This is a genomic window from Streptomyces longisporus, from assembly GCF_039532765.1.
Taxonomy (GTDB): domain Bacteria; phylum Actinomycetota; class Actinomycetes; order Streptomycetales; family Streptomycetaceae; genus Streptomyces; species Streptomyces longisporus.
Genome location: NZ_BAAASG010000007.1, coordinates 1,192,496 through 1,209,811 on the forward strand (window position 1 = coordinate 1,192,496; position 17,316 = coordinate 1,209,811).

Annotated in this window: 11 protein-coding genes; 4 read left to right on the top strand and 7 right to left on the bottom strand. The window is 68.5% G+C overall.

Annotation, left to right across the window (positions count from 1 at the left end; translation table 11 throughout):
* Positions 1-63 precede the first annotated feature (63 nt).
* Positions 64-852 (bottom strand): enoyl-CoA hydratase/isomerase family protein, encoded by a 789-nt coding sequence (locus ABD355_RS16860; RefSeq protein WP_344401133.1) that lies wholly within the window; start codon positions 850-852, stop codon positions 64-66.
* A gap of 120 nt (positions 853-972) precedes the next feature.
* Between ABD355_RS16860 and ABD355_RS16865 the strand changes: the two genes are divergently transcribed.
* The gene (locus ABD355_RS16865) at positions 973-2,205 is read left to right on the top strand and encodes an acyl-CoA dehydrogenase family protein (RefSeq protein ID WP_344401134.1); all 1,233 of its coding nucleotides are present in this window, start codon (positions 973-975) and stop codon (positions 2,203-2,205) included.
* 78 nt (positions 2,206-2,283) lie between these two features.
* On the opposite strand, the gene ABD355_RS16870 is transcribed toward ABD355_RS16865, so the two are convergent.
* Both ABD355_RS16870 and ABD355_RS16875 read right to left on the bottom strand, forming a co-directional pair.
* Complete coding sequence (locus ABD355_RS16870) at positions 2,284-2,856, bottom strand: TetR/AcrR family transcriptional regulator (protein WP_344401235.1); 573 nt, start codon at positions 2,854-2,856, stop codon at positions 2,284-2,286.
* A gap of 142 nt (positions 2,857-2,998) precedes the next feature.
* Positions 2,999-4,219, bottom strand: a complete 1,221-nt coding sequence (locus tag ABD355_RS16875) for a metallophosphoesterase (RefSeq protein ID WP_344401135.1) — start codon at positions 4,217-4,219, stop codon at positions 2,999-3,001.
* Between the two features lie 319 nt (positions 4,220-4,538).
* Here ABD355_RS16875 and ABD355_RS16880 point away from each other — a divergent pair, with 319 nt between their 5' ends.
* Together ABD355_RS16880 and ABD355_RS16885 are read left to right on the top strand one after the other, a co-directional pair.
* Positions 4,539-5,954 carry a diacylglycerol/lipid kinase family protein gene (locus ABD355_RS16880; RefSeq protein ID WP_344401136.1) on the top strand — a complete coding sequence of 472 codons (1,416 nt, stop codon included), beginning with the start codon at positions 4,539-4,541 and terminating at the stop codon, positions 5,952-5,954.
* Between the two features lie 355 nt (positions 5,955-6,309).
* Complete coding sequence (locus tag ABD355_RS16885) at positions 6,310-6,816, top strand: NUDIX hydrolase (RefSeq protein WP_344401137.1); 507 nt, start codon at positions 6,310-6,312, stop codon at positions 6,814-6,816.
* Between the two features lie 267 nt (positions 6,817-7,083).
* Here ABD355_RS16885 and ABD355_RS16890 read toward each other — a convergent pair whose 3' ends face one another.
* From ABD355_RS16890 to ABD355_RS16900, 3 genes are all read right to left on the bottom strand, one after another.
* Complete coding sequence (locus tag ABD355_RS16890; protein ID WP_344401138.1) at positions 7,084-8,652, bottom strand: alpha-L-arabinofuranosidase B; 1,569 nt, start codon at positions 8,650-8,652, stop codon at positions 7,084-7,086.
* 121 nt (positions 8,653-8,773) lie between these two features.
* Positions 8,774-10,333: an alpha-L-arabinofuranosidase B gene (locus ABD355_RS16895; protein ID WP_344401139.1), complete on the bottom strand. Its 1,560-nt coding sequence runs from the start codon at positions 10,331-10,333 to the stop codon at positions 8,774-8,776.
* Between the two features lie 139 nt (positions 10,334-10,472).
* The gene (locus ABD355_RS16900; RefSeq protein WP_344401140.1) at positions 10,473-13,163 is read right to left on the bottom strand and encodes an RICIN domain-containing protein; all 2,691 of its coding nucleotides are present in this window, start codon (positions 13,161-13,163) and stop codon (positions 10,473-10,475) included.
* A 496-nt stretch (positions 13,164-13,659) separates the two neighbouring features.
* Here ABD355_RS16900 and ABD355_RS16905 point away from each other — a divergent pair, with 496 nt between their 5' ends.
* Positions 13,660-15,603 carry an RICIN domain-containing protein gene (locus tag ABD355_RS16905; RefSeq protein ID WP_344401141.1) on the top strand — a complete coding sequence of 648 codons (1,944 nt, stop codon included), beginning with the start codon at positions 13,660-13,662 and terminating at the stop codon, positions 15,601-15,603.
* A gap of 36 nt (positions 15,604-15,639) precedes the next feature.
* On the opposite strand, the gene ABD355_RS16910 is transcribed toward ABD355_RS16905, so the two are convergent.
* Positions 15,640-17,310, bottom strand: coding sequence for an alkaline phosphatase family protein (locus ABD355_RS16910; protein WP_344401142.1), 1,671 nt, complete (start codon positions 17,308-17,310; stop codon positions 15,640-15,642).
* Positions 17,311-17,316: the final 6 nt, after the last annotated feature.

Below are 17,316 nucleotides of genomic sequence, written 5' to 3' on the forward strand. Positions count from 1 at the left end.
CTTTTGCTCGGTTCTGTGTTGCCCGGAGGTTACGCCTCGGCAGGCTGGTAAGTGAAGAGGGACTCAAGAAACACTTTTCGCCGCGAGAAACGACGTGATGCGGTCCTGTGCGTCCTTGCCGTCCGCGAGGGCGACGATGGACCGTGCTTCCTCGGCGAGGTGGCGGCGCAGATCGGCACCGGTGTCGAGGCGCAGCAGATCCTTCGCGGCGCGCAGTGCGTCACCGGCGCCCGCGGCGAGGTCGGCGGCGGTCCGGTGGGCGGTGTCGTCCAGTTCCGCGTCGGGCACGGATCGGGAGACGAGGCCCCACCGTTCGGCGTCGTCGCCGGTCAGGACCGGGTTGGTGAGGATCAGTTGCGCCGCCCTGCGGGGGCCCACCAGGCGTGGCAGGAACCATGACGCCCCGCAGTCCGGGGTGAGCCCGATCGCCGTGTACGCGAGCCGGAACCGCGCGGACCGGGCCGCCAGGACGATGTCGCCCACGAGGGCGAGGCCGACCCCACCGCCCGCGGCCGCTCCGCGCACGGCGGCCACCAACGGCACCGGCAGCTCGTACAGGACCTGTATCGCGGCATGTGCGGCACTCGCCACGGCATGCACATAGGCGCCGGTCTCCGTGCCGCGGCCGGCGAACGCGCGCAGGTCACCGCCCACGCAGAAGCTGCCGCCCGTCGTCCGCAGCAGGACCGCGCCGCCCGGGTCCGCGGCCACCTCCAAGGCCGTGTCCCGCAGCGCTTCGGCCGTTGTGAGATCCAGGGCGTTCCCGCGGCCGGGATCGTCCAGCCTCAGCTCTACGACACCGTCGGGATGGCGGACCGTACGGACCGGCCCGGTGCTCGCGGTCGGGGTCATGGGTGTCTCTCCCGTCGTCTTCCCGTCGCCGGGGACTTCCGGGCAAGATACTAAACACGCTATACAGTTTCTAGGAGGCGACGGCTGAGGATGCCCGTACGCCCGTCGGCGGGAGGTCCCGTGCCCATCCAGTTCGATGTCGATCCGACTGTCGCCCAACTTGCCGACGCCACCGCGCAGTTCGTGCGCGAGGTGGTCGTCCCGACCGAGCGCGAGTGCGGCGGGTCCGTGCACGACGCCCCCGAGGCGCTGCGGGAGCGGCTGCAGAAAGCCGCCCGGGACGCGGGTGTGTTTGCCCCGCACGTACCGAAGCGCTGGGGCGGCCACGGGCTCGACCTGCGCGGCCAGGCCGTGGTGTTCGAAGCGGCGGGTCACTCGCTGCTCGGACCGCTGGCGCTGAACTGCGCGGCCCCGGACGAGGGCAACATGCACCTGCTGGAGAAGGCGGCCACCGAAGAGCAGAAGCGGACGTATCTGCGGCCGCTCGCCGCCGGAGAGACACGGTCCTGCTTCGCCATGACCGAACCGGCTCCGGGAGCGGGTGCCGATCCCCGCCTGCTGCGTACCACCGCGACCCGGGTGCCCGGTGGCTGGCGTATCGACGGGCGCAAGTGGTTCATCACCGGTGCCCAGGGAGCCGGGTTCACCATCGTCATGGCCCGTACCTCCGGCGGCCCCGGCGACCCGGGCGGCGCCACCATGTTCCTGGTGGACGCCGATACCCCCGGTATGCGCCTCGTCCGGACGATCGAGACCCTCGACGAGTCGCTCTTCGCCGGGCACAGCGAGATCGTCTTCGACGGGTGCGTGGTGGGGGAGGAGCAGGTGCTGGGAACGGTGGACCGCGGCTTCGAAGGCGCCCAGGTACGGCTCGGTCCCGCCCGGCTGACCCACTGCATGCGGTGGCTGGGAGCGGCCCGCCGCGCCCAGGACATCGCGCTGGAGCGGGCCGGGAGCCGGATGGCCTTCGGCTCGGCGCTGGGAGACCTCGGCATGGTCCAGCAGATGCTGGCCGACTCCGAGATCGACATCGAGGCGAGCCGCGCCCTGATCCTGCGTACGGCCTGGGAGCTGGACACCGGCTCCGCCGCGGCCTCCCAACTCTCCTCGGTGTCCAAGACCTTCGTGGCGGAGGCGGTGAACCGGGTCGTCGACCGGGCGGTCCAGATCTGCGGCGCCCTCGGCGTCTCGGCCGCCGACGCCCCACTCGCCCGCCTGTTCCGGGAGGTACGGCCCTTCCGGATCTACGACGGCCCGTCGGAGACACACCGTTTCGCCATTGCCCGCCGCGCGATGAGGCCGTACCGACACCACGTCGCCGGGCGCTCCGTCGCGTCCGGAAGCTCGGTGTGACATCGCCGGCCGGATGATCGGGTTCGCACCCGCTTCCCTGCCGAAGGCGGCGTCGGCAGGGCACCATCGATCGTCGTCTCAGCGCATGAAGGTGAGAGCGTTCTCAATGCCCTGTTCGAGGACCTCGTCGGCGGACCTCTGGTCGGAGAGGGCGCGGGACAGCTGCAACGTGCCCACCAGCATGGTGTACAGCCCGATGGCCTTGCCGCGAGCGGATTTCGGATCGTCAGGTGCCAGGCGGGCGGCGATCTCGTCCAGGATGGCCCTCGCGCCCTCGGTGTAAGCCTGCTTGGTCGCGCCCTCGCAGCGGCCGATTTCGTCGAGCAGAGCGGCGGAGGGGCATCCGGTGCCTGGCTGGTCGCGGTGTCCGGGCGACAGATACGCGCGAACGAGGTCCTCGAGTCCGAGGCGGCCTGGCCGCAGGGTGTCGTACCCGGCCACCTGGGTGCGCAGTTCGGCGGCGACGACGTTGGCGACGAGATCGTCCTTGGAAGCGAAGTGGGCGTAGAAGGCTCCGTTGGTGAGCCCGGCGTCCGCCATCAGCGTGGAGATGCCTGATCCTTCGATCCCGTCCTGCTTGAACCGGTGGCCGGCCTGCTCGATGATCCGTTGCCGTGTGGCCTCCTTGTGCTCCTTGGCGTAGCGCGCCACGAGCTTCCTCCCGTCGTTCCGCAAGCCCCTCCATAATATTACGATCGTCAGACGTAAGGGCGGTCCACCTACGACCGGAGTGCTACCTCGCCGTCGTGGGCCAGTGCACTGGCGCTTGCACAGTCAGCGGTCCGCCCGCGTGCTACGGCGAGGTGGGCAGGTGCGGTGAGCGGAGCACGAGCAGGGTGATCTCGCTGGGGGCGAAGACGCGGAAGGGCGGGCCCCAGAAACCGGTGCCGCGGCTGGTGTAGAGGAGGGTGCGGGTGCCGTGGTGGCTGAGGCCGGCGAGGGCGGGCTGGTCCAGGCGGACCAGGTGGTGGAAGGGCCAGATCTGGCCGCCGTGGGTGTGGCCGGAGAGTTGGAGGTCGATGCCGGCGGCTGCGGCCCGGTCGATGAACGTGGGCTGGTGTGCCAGGAGCAGGACGGGCAGCTCGGGGTCGGCGCCGTCCAGAGCTCCGGCGAGGTGGGCGCGGTGGCCTGCCAGGCCGGAGGACTCGGCGGTGACGTCGTCCACGCCGGCGACCACGAGGGTGTCGCCGCCGCGTTCGAGCAGCACATGGCGGTTGCGCAGCGGCTGCCAGCCCAGTTCGTCCATCAGGTCGACCCAGCCCTGAGCCTCGCTGTAGTACTCGTGGTTGCCGGTGACGTAGACGCGGGCATGGGTGGCCCGCACGGTGCCGAGGGGGAGAGCCTGGGCGCGACGGCGTTCGGCCGTGCCGTCCGCGATGTCGCCGGTGTGGCAGACCAGGTCGGCTTCCAGGGCGTTCACCCTCTCGCACACCCGGGCCGACCAGCGGGCGCGGTCGAGGGGGCCGTAGTGGGTGTCGGTGATGAGGGCGACGCGGATGCCGTCCAATCCGGCACCCAGCCGCGGGAGTTGCACGTCGAGTCGGCGCACGCGGGGCACGCGGCGGGCCTCGGTGTACCCCCAGGCGAGCAGTACGGCGGTCACACCGAGGACGGCCCAGGTGACGATCCGGGCCCGGTCCTGACTCCCGCCGACGCCGGCCACGGTCAGGGCGAGCCGCAGGAAGACGCCGAGCAGAACGGACCAGGTGAACAGAACCCAGCTGGTGCCGAGCAGGGTGTCACCGGCTATCGCTGCCGGGTCCTGCTGGCGCCGACCGTGGCCGCGGACCATCGCGAGCGGCATACCGACGAGGCCGAGGACGAACACGGCTGTGCTGACCAGCGTGACGGGCAGCGGCCAGTGCTGGCCGGTGTACAGGAGCACCCAGCAGGGCACGGTCCACAGGAGTACAGGGGCGATCAAGGGGAGGTAGCGCATCACGCGGTGCAGTCGGCTCTGCCGCGGCGCTCGCGCCTCATCCTCGGCGGGCCGGGTGTTGCTGGTGTCGGTCACGCTTCGCCTCCCCAACCGTGCTGCCGTCTCGCGCACTGTATCCGGTCGCCATCGAGCCGCCCGGACCGGCGTTCACTCGCCACGGAGCGGATGATGACGATCCCACCGCCACCGCTCAGCGCAGTCGGTCGGTGGATTCCGTCCCCGGGGAAGGGGTGGCTGCCGGGTTGGTGAGGGGTTTCCAGTCGTTCTTCGGAGGTGCTGCCGGTGAGAGAGCTGCCCACGGTGGTTGCGCGAACTTGGTGGACCTCCAGTGCCCGCTCGCTGATCATGTGAATGTTCTCAACCGCAGCGAGTCCCGGAAGGCAGAGCGGATCACGTGGGCAGCTGGAGAGGCATCGGTGGGGGCCCGAAGGCCGGTTGGGGCCTGGACGAACGCGTGCACACGCGACAGCGATGGGCGGCGCGTGCGTCCTTGGTCTCCGCGGGGCTGGCCCTCATCGTGCCGCTCGGAACCACCCCGTCGGGTGGTCCTGCGCTCGTGGCGGCCGGCGCTGTTTCGGTTGCCGTGAGCCTGGTGGCGGTGTGGTGGACGCTCACCCGTCGAGGGTGGCTCCGGGTCGCCGCAGGTGGCCTGGCGATCGCCGCTCCCGCCGCGGCGATCACGCTCTTCGTGCTGGCACACCTGCTCTGGCTGCTCTTCCTGCTGCTGGCGCTGTGGGCGCTGGCCGTATGGACGGGCAAGCTCGCGCTCGCCAGCACCCGGTTGCGCGTCGTGCGGCCGACCGAGTACGAGATGCCTCCTCCCGCGCGGCCGTTCCTCATCATGAACCCCCGGTCGGGAGGCGGGAAGGTCGAGCGGTTCGGGCTCAGGGCCAGGGCGGAGAAACTCGGGGCTCGGGTGCATCTGCTCGACCCTGCCCGGCCGGACGGTCCGGAGGACGTCGCAGCCCTGGCCCGTGACGCTCTTGCGGCGGGCGCCGACCTGCTCGGCGTGGCCGGCGGGGACGGGACGCAGGCCCTCGTCGCGGCCGTGGCCGCGGAGTACGACACACCGTTCCTGGTGATCTCCGCTGGAACCCGCAACCACTTCGCGATGGACCTCGGGCTCGACCGCGACGATCCCTCGACCTGCCTGAACGCACTCACCGACGGTGTCGAGCTCCGGGTCGACCTCGGCTTTGCCAACGACCACCCGTTCGTGAACAACGCCTCCTTCGGCGCCTACGCCGAGATCGTGCAGAGCCCGGCGTACCGCGACGACAAGGCGCGTACGACGCTGGAGATGCTGCCCGACCTGCTCACACGTCAGAAGGGCCCGCGTCTGACCGCGCACCTCGCGGATGTGAGCAGCCCCGCCGACGCTCTCGACTCACCCCAGGCGCTGCTCGTCAGCAACAACCCGTATGCCACCCACGACATCGCCGGCCTCGGGCGACGCGAGCGGATCGACCTGGGAGTGCTCGGAGTGCTCGCCGTCAAGGTGGAGGGCGCGGCCCAGGCCGCCGGGCTGCTGTGGGGACGACAGGCCGAAGGGCTCACCGTGGCCACCACCCGGGAGGTCGTCGTGGACGCCGACGAGGCCACGATCGCGGTCGGTGTCGACGGCGAGGCACTGACGCTCACCGTCCCTGTCCGCTGCCGCATCGAGCCCGGAACACTGCGCGTGCGGGTACCGCGCAGCCGCCCTGGCACGCCGGCGGTCCTGCCTCCCCTGGAGTGGCGCAGACTGCGCAAACTCGCCGCCAACGTCGGGCGGACGGCCCTCCCGGGCAGGCGACGGCTACGGCTCTGACGCTCCTGAAGCCACCCGGGGTGTGCCCGAAGGTGGTCGACCAGCAGGCGCCCGTTCACCAGACCGGGCGGGTGACCGGAACTGTTCGCCGCGGCCATCAGCGCGGGCGACCACTTCTTCGCCACCTCGTCATCGACGCCCGACTACGACGATCACCACCGGGTTTTGCTCCACCACCTCGGCGTGGAGCCGACCTCGCAGCTCCTCGCCGACTTGTGCCGCGAAGTACCCCGAGCGTGTTCCTGGAGACGTATCCGGCTGCCGTCCTCGGCGAGGTGCCTTCGATCACGTCCCTGACGGCGCTCCTGCAGTGCCCTCCCGCTCCCGTTCCAGCGGTTCAGTAGCATCGCCGTTCATGGCTCTGACCAAGCGGTGGACTTCCCGTGTTCTCCTCATGGACGGCGACGACCGCCTCCTCCTACTGTGCGGCCGTGACCCCCGTAAGCCGGGGGCCAGATGGTGGTTCACCGTCGGTGGCGCCGTCGAGGACAACGAGGACTACCCTCAGGCGGCAGTGCGCGAAATGTGGGAGGAGACGGCACTACTTCTTCCCGTTGAGCGGCTGGGGCCCGTCGTCTGGACCCGGCGGGCGATCTTCAGTGTCGACGGCCAGGTCTTCGACCAGTACGAGGAATATCGTCCTGTCCGGGTCACGGCGGACGAAGTTCGCGGGATGGACGTCCGGACGGAGGAGGCCCGATACGGGCATCGCTGGTGGTCGACAGCGGATCTGGCCACTACCGCGGAAACCGTTCGCCCGAAGAAGATGGCTTCTCTCCTTCCCGCCGTACTGGCCGCCGCCGACCTTCGCCAACCCCCTGTGCATCTGGGCGACTTCAACGAGGACACCGATCCGGAGTAAGACACCCCTGCGGGCACGCGGTCGGTCGACCGGCGGCATGACACCCTCCGCGTTCGATACGGCCGTACCCGATGCCGTCAGCTGTCGACCGTGCTTCGACCATGACCAGAACATGGTGGACGCCGCAGGGCACGCACCGCCGGACGGCCATGGTGGACGTACGACGCGACGACGGTGCTCGGGTGCCCTCTGGCCGAGCGGCCTCCCCGCGTTGGTGCGGGGAGGCCGTGCTCGCTGCCTCAGGCGCTCAGAGAGGCTGATTGCTTGTCAGCTCCAGGGAGATGCGGTGAGCCAGCTGGTGTCCTGGGCCCATGACGTCGTGGAGTCCCAGGTGTTGGTGCCGCCGTTGCTTGCTATGTAGGCCGTGTAGTTGTAGTGGCGGAGGTACTTCGTCGGGTAGTTGACGGACTGGAAGGAGTGGCCGACCCCGCTGTTGCCTGTCGTGGGGCAGAAGGTGGCGTCCTGCGCGAATGAGGTGCCGCCGTTGTCGGTGTTCAGGTAGAGCTCGAAGTTGGAGTGGCGCAGGAACTGGCCGGGGTTGTTGGCGGACTCGAAGGACAGGCAGGAGCTGTTGGCGAGGCCGGCGCGGACGATCCAGGTGGCGTCGGCCTTGTCGGTGGCCGGGCTGGAGGCGTTGATGCTGGAGATGACGACCTTGGTGTCGGCGTCGTCGTGGCGGAGGTAGCGCGAGGTGCAGCAGGGGGCGGTGGTCGCCTGCAGGGAGATCCGGGAGCCGGGCGTCAGCGAGCCGGTGCTGGTCGAGCCGCTGTTGTAGCCGGCGGCGGTGATGTTGGCCTGGACGGCGTTCTCGGTGGCGTCCGAGGGATAGCCCGAGGTCATGACGCCTTCGTAGAAGGTGCCTTGGCCGGTGTTGCTGTTGTCGCCGCCGATGCCGAGGATGATCGCGCCCTGCTTCTTCATCGGGTTGTATCCGGAGACGTTGGGGCGCGCGCCGCTGTAGTACGTGGACAGGCCGCCCGACCGGGCGTCGCCGCCGCGGATGGCCCACTGGTTCGGGCCGCCCTTGACGATGGCGGTCTGGAACCGGTTGTTGACGCTGGGGTCGCCCGCGTTGAATCCGCGGTTCACGCCGGAGAACAGGCCGTTCTCCAGGTCGGCCATGACCCAGGGGCCGTTGCCGCTGCCCCAGCCCCAGCCCTTGCTGTTGCCGAAGTAGATGGCCTCCATGGTGCCGTTGCCGTCGTCGTTGCCACTCGTCTCGGCGTTGCCGTAGTCGAAGCAGCAGCCGCCGTTGAAATGCGTGCCGTCGAAGATCGCGTACATGCCCTCCGGCTGGTCACCGGTCGCGATGCCGTGGGTGTTGTTGTTCCGGTAGCCGGTCCCCGGTGCCACGTAGACGCCGTACGTTTCGTGCCCGCCGACGGTGACCGGCGCCTCGAACGCGTTGGCCAGGTTGTCGTTTCCACCTGCCGCAGGGCCGGGCCAGTGGCCCTTGAGCGCCTGGGTGAGGTTGTTGCCCTTGCCGGACTGGTCGTAAAGGACGGTGATGACGCAGCTGGTCCCCGCGCAGAAGGAGTCCTGTGCGGCGGCGTCGGCGTATCCACCTGCGCTCAGCAGGCCGATGTCCTTGGTCGCGTTGTCGGAGGCACGCTTGACCTGGTACAGCGGGCCGTTGTACGCCGCGTACAGCGCGCGGGTGGTGCTGTGCGCGGCAACGCAGGGAGTGCCGCCTGCCGCGTAGATGTCGCACGGCTGCTGGGTGGCGGCCTGCGAGGTGGTGGGCGTGGCGGTGAGCAGGCCGGCGGCGAGCGCGACGGTGGCACCGGCCGAGAGGAGTGCGCGTCTGGCGCTGCGTATCCACGGTGACTTGATCATGAAATGCTCCTTCATGAGGCGGGATGTGCGGTGAGGTGTCGACGAACCCCCGGTGTTCGAGTTTTCGGACGATGTCCGACTCTGTGAACAGACGGGGGTGCGTCGACACTTCCGTTGTTCGTCAGCTCCAGGGCGCGGCGGCGAGCCAGCTGGTGTCCTGGGCCCACGACGACGTGGTGTCCCAGGCGTTGGTACCGCCGTTGCTTGCCACGTAACCGGTGAATCGGTAGTGACGGATGTACTTGGCCGGATAGTTGAAGGACTGCAGGGAGTAACCGGTGCCGCTGTTGCCCGGCTTGGAGCAGAACGTGGCATCGGCGGCGAACTGGCTGGAGCCGTCGTTGGGCTGCAGGTGAAGCTGGAAGGCGTAGTGCCTGAGGTACTGGCCGGAAGCGTTGGCCGACTCGAAGGAGACGCAGTTGCTGTCGGCCAGGCCGGCGCGGATGATCCAGGTGGCGTTGCCCTTGTCGGTGGACGAGCTGCTGGAGGCCACCGGCGCGATCACGACCTTGTCGTCGCTGGTGTCGTGCAGCAGGTAGTCCCCGGTGCAGCAGGAGGTGGTGGCCTGCAGCGACACCTTCGCGCCCGGGGTGAAGGGGTTGGAGGTGCTGGTGCTGTAGCCGGCCGCGGCGATGTTGGCCTGGACGGCGGCGTCGGTGGCCTCGGAGGGGTAGCCCTTGACCATGGCGCCCTCGTAGAAGGTGCCCGCGCTTGCGTTGCGGTTGGTCTGGCAGCAGTCGCCGCCGCTGCCGAGGATGACGGCACCCTGCTTGTGCATCGGGTTCCATCCGCTGGGCAGTGCGCCGCTGTAGAGCTGGGTCAGGCTCCCGGACTGGGCGTTCGCGCCCTTGAGCGCCATCTGGGTGGTGCCGTTGTTCTTGAGCATCGCGGTGACGAAGCGGCTGGTCTGGGAGACCTGGTTGGGGTTCCATGTCTTGCTGCCGCCGGAGAACAGGCCGTTCTCCAGGTCCGCCTGGACCCACGGTCCGGTTCCGCTGCAGCCTCCGAACCAGCATTCCGTGCCGAAGTTGATCGCGTCCATGGCGCCGTTGCCGTCGGCCTTGTGGTCGATCTCCGTGTTGCCGTAGTCGAAGCAGCAGCCGTTGTTGACGTGGGTGCCGCTGGTGACCATGTACTCGCCCTCGGGTGAACTGCCGGTCGGCACACCCCCGGAGGAGTTGTAGGCAAAGTAGCTGTTGCCGGGGTTGATGTAGAGCGCGTAAGCCTTCTGGCCGCCCACGCCGATCGCTTCGGTGGTCGCGGTGGCCGCGGTGTCGGCGCCGCCGGTTCCGCCGGGGCCTTGGTAGACCAGGGTGTTGCCGCCGCCGGTCTGGTCGTAGACGCGGGTGATGGTGCAGGTGGTGCCCGCGCAGAACGAGTCCTGTGCCGCGGCGTTGGCGACGCCTCCGGCCGTCAGTACGCCGATGTCGCGCGACGCACTGTCCGATGCCCGCTGCACCTGGTAGAGCGGGCCGTTGTAGGAGGCGAGCAGCGCGCGGGTCGTGCTGTGCGCCGCGACGCACGGTGTGCCGCCCGCCGCGTAGATGTCGCAGGGTCCTTGGGCAGCGGCCTGCGAGGTGCCGGTGAAGGCGACAAGGCCGGTGAGGGCGAGTGCCACTGCAGCCAGGCAGACGACCACCCCCCGGCGCAGTTTTCGGAATATGGGCAGTTCAGGCACCATGTACTCCCTTGTTCATCGGTACTGGGACAGCGAGCCGCGCCCCCAACCGGGTTCGTCGTGGGGCTGGGGGCGGGCAGAGGGGTGTTGGCGGGTGGACGCGTCCCGGCGAGTGGATGTGCCGAGGCGTCGGGTCACGCTGTCACTGGATCGTCCAAGCCTGGTTGGACTGGTTCAGCGGCATCCACTGACTGATGGCGGCTCCGTCGGCCGTCGATCCGCCGCCGACCTCCAGGACCTGCCTGCTCTCGAAGTTCCGGATGACGTACCCACCGCTGGTCGGCTCGAAGTACCACAGCTGGTTGTTGCCGCCGTTGTAGGTGTACTGCTGCAGCGCGGTCCCCGTCCGGTGACTGGAGTTGTTGATGTCGAGGGTCTTGCCGCTGTTCCGGTTCACGATCTTGTAGAGCTGCCCGCTGACCGGAACGATGTTCCACTGCTGGTTGGCGCCACCGTTGCTCGGCCACTGGATGACGCTCGCGCCGTCGGCGGTGGAGTTCTGATAAACGTCCATCAACTTCCCGCTGTTGACGTTCTTGATCGTGTAGTTCGTCGACGGGTTGATGGTCGGCGTACCGGTCGCGTCCTCCAGCGCCCCGCCGGCCTGCTGCACACCGAAGTCCGTGATGAAGAAGTAGGCGCCGTCGGTCTTGGCGACCCGCACATAGCGGAACGCCTGGCGGACGTCGATGTCGCCGGTGAGCGTCGAGGCGAGCGGCAGGGTGGACGTCTGGCGTCCGACGACGGTGTAGGTGGCGAAGGACGGGTCGTTGGAGGCCCGGATCTCGAAGTTGCCGCGGGTCTCGGGCTGGTCCAGGTCCTGACGGGTGGTCAGGGAGAACTGTCCGAGCTGGTAGGCCTGCCCCAGGTCGACCTGCCACCAGGCGGAGGTGTCGCTCCCGGTCGGCGACCAGCCGGTGGCGCTGTTGTTGTCGTTTGCTTTGGCAGGCCCCCAGGCAGAGCCGTTCACCGAGGAGGCGGACGCCGGCTTGTTGTAGGCGAGGTTGAGCCTCGCCGCCAGTCCCTGGTAGGCGGGCTCAAGACCGGAGGCCTTGATGACGGAGTCGCCGGACGTCGTGTTGTTGGTCAGGGTGACGTTGGAGCCGTTGCGGTTCTGGTTGATGAAGCCGTCGGTGTGGGACAGCACGTTGTTCGACAGGGTCATGTTGTTCGATCCCTCGTCCATGTACAGGCCGGACACGGCCGAGCCGCAGGCGGCGGGCGTTCGTATGACGTCGTGGACGTAGTTGCCGTTGATGACCGTGCCGGGGTCGTTGGAGAGGTGGTAGATACCGGCGGAGTCGCACAGCCGGTTCATCACGTTGCCGATCCGGTTGTAGCTGATGCTGTTGTTGCCCTCGGCGTTTGCCGCCGACTGCCAGCCCCAGCCCAGCGAGACACCGGCCCACGGGGTGTCGGAGATGTCGTTGTGGTCGATGGTGGTGCTGTTGACGAAGCCCGCGTTGATGCCCGCGGTGCCCAGGTAGTCCTCACCGATCCGGGTGATCAGGTTGTCCTTGACGGTGACGTTCTTGACCACCTCCCGGGCGTCCTCACCGGCAGGCGAGGTGGGTGGGTTGTAGACGGTGTGCATCTCCACGGCCGGGTCGGAGAACTTGCCCACCATGATCCCGTTCCCGGCGATGTCGTAGATGAGGTTTCCGGTCACGGTGCTGTCGTGCACGCCATGGGACAGATCGAGGGCGGTGGCCCCCATCTGCGTGAAGGTGTTGCCGGTGAAGGACAGGCTGTCGGCGTACGCGGCCTGGACCCCGGCGGGCGGGCGGGTGACGTACTGATTGTTTGAGGTGTCGGCCGAGAGGTTGTAGTTGCCGCCCTGGCCGTTGAGGTAGCCGTTGTTCGTGGCCTCCATCCAGGTGGTCCCGGTGAAGGTGAGCCCGGAGAAGCGCAGGTCGTGGGCGGGGCTGTCGAGGCTCGTGCCCTTGATGTCGAAGAGCGTCTGCACCGTCGGCGCCTGCACACTTGCCGTGGACATGTCCTCGCCGGGGCGGGGCTTGTAGTAGACGGTCTGCGCGGTGGTGTCGACGTAGAACTCGCCCGGCTCGTTGAGGAATTCGTGGGCGTTCTCGAAGTGCAGCGGAGAGCCGTTGGACAGGACAGGGAAGGGGCGCGGGAAGAGGATGCCCGCCTCGTGGTCCTGGATCGACACGTTGGCGGTGCCGTTGGCGGAGCTGATCGACTTCAGCCGCAGATAGCTCTCGCCCCACTGCGTTTCCAGCATCATCTCGACCTGGTCGAAGTGGTTCCAGTTGGAGACCTGTGAACTGAGCACCTTCAGCAGCTTGTTGGTCTTGTCGCTGCCCTGCAGCTGGAAGTCCGAGCCGGTGTCGGGGAAGCGGGCCCGGGTGGCGCGGACCCCGTTGACGTACAGCTGCCGGAAGTTGAGGCCGCCGACGGGCGCCTTGTACTCGCCGTTGGTGGCCGCGGTCCAGCCGGTGATCGACCTGCCGCCGGTGATGACGGGCGTCTCGCCGTTGTAGGCCTGGTAGACGACGGTGTGGCCGTTCGTGCCGGAGTCGCTGGTGCCGAAGGTGAGGGGGGCGGTGAGGGGGTAGGTGCCTCCGCGCAGGTTCACGACGATGTCGTCGGACATGTTCGCGTTGACGGCCCGGACCGCGGCCTTGGCGGCCTGGATGGTCCTGAAGGCTGCGGCGGTGCTGGTTCCCGAGTTGCTGTCACTGCCGTTGACGGGGTCGACGTAGAAGTTCGTCGTGGCCGCGTAGGCGGGTGTGGCGGGCAGTACGGCCGCGAAGACAACGGCCGCCGCCGCGAGCGCCTTGACCGTCCCCGCGCCGATGCGTAGGGGTCTCATCTGTAACGTGTCCCTCCTCGAACCCCCCGGTTTCTTATGAGTTGCATTTATCAATGCAAGAAGGCGGGGCGGTCAAGACGATAGGCACGCCTATTTTTCACTGGCGCAACAAGCGGGACATGTCGACGCCTCCGTCCGTGCGGTGCGCGCCCGTCCCGAAGTGGAGGGTAACCCCAGGTAAGGGGGCCACCGGTGACGGGCGATCGACCGTCGACCGTGTCCCGCCCAGGCCGCTCCGGTGAAACCATCGTTTTCAGAATGAGTACTACTCATCATGCTTCTAAGCTCTCCGGCTGAGCTCCGCTCTGGCTTCTCCATGAAACATGGCATGTATCGATGGAACGAACCATCAGCAAGAGGAGCAAAACGGTTCTGCTGACGCTCTGTCCGGGCACTTTCATCCACGCAACTGTTGACACGGCGCAGTTACATCACTGAAGTTCATGCGTAACCCAGCGCATGGAGCCCAGAGCCGCCCGAGACCGGGAGTACATCTATGCCGTCAGAAAGAAGACTGTCCCGTCGTACCCTGCTCGGCTCCGCGGCCGCCGCTGTGGCTGCGAGCGCGCTGCCTGTGGTTCCGGGCTTCTCAGGCCTGCTCCCTCAGGCGGCCGCCGCGGACCTGCAGACCAATCTCAGCAACCTGGTGAACATGCGGTTCGGCATGTTCAACCACTTCAACATGGGCACGTTCACCAACCAGGAGTGGGCCGCCCCCAACCAGGACCCGGCTCTGTTCGCGCCCACGGCGGTCGACTGTGCCCAGTGGGCGGCGGCCGCGGCGGCGGCGAAGATGAGCTACGGCGTCCTGACCACCAAACACCACGACGGCTTCTGCCTGTGGCCCAGCGCCTACAACACCTACAACGTCGCCAACAGCTCCTACAAGCACGACGTCGTCGCGCAGTACGTGACCGCCTTCCGGGCCCAGGGCCTGAAGGTCGGCCTGTACTTCTCCATCTGGGACCGCAGTTACAACGTGCAGGCTTACGACACCCGTCACAAGGTGGCCTCCGACCAGGCCGTCCAGCCCGGCGACATCACCTACATCCTCAACCAGATCACCGAACTGCTCACCAACTACGGCACCATCGACATGTTCGTCACCGACGGCTACGCCTGGCAGATGGGCCAGCAGGCCGTCCCCTACCAGCGCATCAGGGAGCATGTGAAGTCCCTGCAGCCCGACATCGTGATGATCGACCACGGCGGGCTGTCGGTGCCCTTCCTCGGCGACGCGATCTACTTCGAGGAGCCCCTCGGCATCACTTCACCGGCAGGCAACACCTACGCCTCGCTGCAGGGCCAGACGATCAGCAACGGGTGGTTCTGGCATCCGACGACGCCCACGACCGACCCGATGAGCAGGGACTCCATCCTCTCCCATCTGGCGGACCTGGAGCCCAAGTACACCTCGTTCATCCTCAACTGCCCGCCCAACCGCAACGGTGTGCTGGACACCAACATCGTCAACCGGCTCTCCGAGGTCGGCGCCGCCTGGAGCGGCCCCGACACCTCCCGGCCGCCCCTGCCCGCCCAGATGCACCGCGCCGAGCACCCGGTCACCCCCGTCGCGGCCTACGCCACCGACTACCACACCGGCGAAGGCCCCATGAACGCCATCGACGGTCTCAGCGACAAGGGCTTCGAGACCTGCTGGTCCACCTGGAACCTCACACTGCCCCAGACCATCACCATCGACCTCGGCGGCGTGTGGAGCAACATCTCCACCCTGGAGTACCTGCCCAAGCAGTGGAACCGCACCAACACCACCGACGGTGACATCACCGCCTGCACCATCTCCACCAGCACCGACGGCACCACCTTCACCCAGGTCGCGACCGCCTCCTGGGCCGGCGACCGCACCACCAAAGTCGTTGAATGGCCCGCCGTCAACGCCGCCTTCGTCCGCATCCGGGTCACCGCCGGCACCGGCGGCTACGCCAACATCGGCAACCTGCGCATCGGCGGCCGTACCGCGACACCCGCCCTGGTGTCCACCCTCTTCCCGGGCGACGGCACGGTGTACCGCCTCGTTGCCCGCCACAGCGGCAAGGTCGCCGACGTCTCGGGCGCCAAGACCGCCGACAACACCGCCATCCTGCAGTGGCCCTGGCAGAACCACGCCAACCAGAAGTGGACGATAGCCCGGGCCGACTCCGGCTACTACAAGATCCGCAACGTCAACAGCGGCACGCTGATGGAAATCGGCGGGCTCTCCCGCGTGAACGGCGGAGGCGCCGATATCTGGGGCGACGCCAACGCGCCCCAGCAGCACTGGGCCATCACCCCCACCGGCGACGGCTACTACCTCCTCACCAACCGGCTGAGCGGCCTGTCCCTCAACGTCGACAGCGGCTCCACCTCCGACGGAGCCGCCATCAACCAGTGGGCCTACACCGCCATCGCCCAGCAGCAGTGGCAGATCATCCCCTCGTAGGGCCCAGGCGCCCAACTCGCGCCTTCCGGAAACCTGTCAGTGCAGGGGGAGCGCCCGCGTGTGTTCGATGCGTACGGCGTCCAGGGACTGGGAATCGAGGCCCAGGAGCCGCAGGATCGTCGGGGCGATCTGTGTGGTCCGCACCGAGTCGCCGACGCGCACCCCTTGCGGGGTGGCGGCGCCGGAGACGACGAGCGGGACGTCGAGGTCGTCGGCGTGGGCGCCTCCGTGCTCGGCGATCTTGCCCTTGCCGCCGGTGTAGACGACGCCGTACCGGGTGATGCCGAACAGGTCGGGAACGCGGGAGTCGCCCGGGCGGACGTGGAAGTAGCGGGCCGCATCGGCGCCCGCGTACAGGGTCTTGAGGCCGCTTGCCGTGAAGGGCTTGGCCGTTCCGTCGATGCCGTTGCCGGTGCCGGACTGAGCGAGCAGGTACGCCTTGGCGAAGTCGGTGGCGGCCTTGGAGCGGTCGGTGAGCCAGAGGAGCATCGCGTCGTCGTCCACCGCGTGCGCCACCAGGTCGCCGGCGCCCGGGTGGGCGGCCTTCCACGCGGCGTTGAGCCCGTCCAGGAGGGGGCCGTCGTCGATGCGGGTCAGCGCCTTCGGGTCGGTCGGCGACTGGCCGTGCTTGGCCGAGAGGATGACCGTCGTGCTGCGGTCCAGGTGCTGCTTGTGGAGTTCGGCGAGGAACGCGCCCACCTGCTGGTCGACGAAGGCGAGGTTCTTGGCCAGCAGCGGCCCGGGGACTCCCTTGGCCTGGTAGCCGCCCGTCAGCCCGTTTGAGGAGGGCAGCTTCTGGGCGGTCGACACCGACTGGAAGTTCATGCCGAAGACCGCCGGGGTGCCGACACGGTGGGTGCGGCCGTGGTCGTAGCCGTCGATCTCGTTCAGCACGGCCCGCACCTTGTAGCCGTCGTACTGCTCGGTCGCCGCGTTGTCCTTCGTCCAGTCCTTGCCGGCGGGGTAGCCGATGGCCTGGCTGTTGATCTCGGGGGCGAACAGGTCCTGGATGCCGTTGCCGCTCGGGCCGTTGAGGATGTCGTACGCGACGTGCTTGTCGGACCACGCGGTCCGCAGCCCGACCTTGCGGGCCACGTCGAAGACCGTGTTCACCTTCAGATAGCCGTGCGGGTAGAGCGGCTTGCACGTCTTCGGGTCGACCGGAAGCTTCGACGGGTCGATGAGGCTCGCGGCGTCTCCCGTCATCTTCAGGATGCTGCCGGGCAGTCCCGCAAGGCCCTGACCGGCGTCGAGGGAGTCCTTGTTCTTGTCGAGGTCCTCGGTGAGGTCGACCTCGGCACCCGGCCTGGCGCCCGCGCAGGCCGTCGTGCCGGGCGGGAGGAGCGCGGCGTCGTAGGTGTCGTCGTAGTAGACGCCCGTCGTACCCGGGTCGCCGCCGGTGAGCTGGCCGACCATGCCGGGGAACGAGTCGGAGGGGACGGTGGTTCTCGCGTGGGTGTACTCCACACCGCCGCCGACGAGTCGGGCGAGCGCCGAGTCGGGGTGGCGGTCGATGTACCAGGCCAGGTCGGACTGGTGCAGGCCGTCGACGGACAGCAGCAGGACGTGCCGGACGCGAGCGTGCGCCCGCGCAGGCGCGTGTGCCGCGGCGGGTGCGGTGGCCGTGGCGGTGAGGGCGCCCGCGGCGGCGAGCGCGGCTGCTGCCGCGGCGACGGTACGGGCGGGACGGACTGGACGTCGGAACAACGGTGC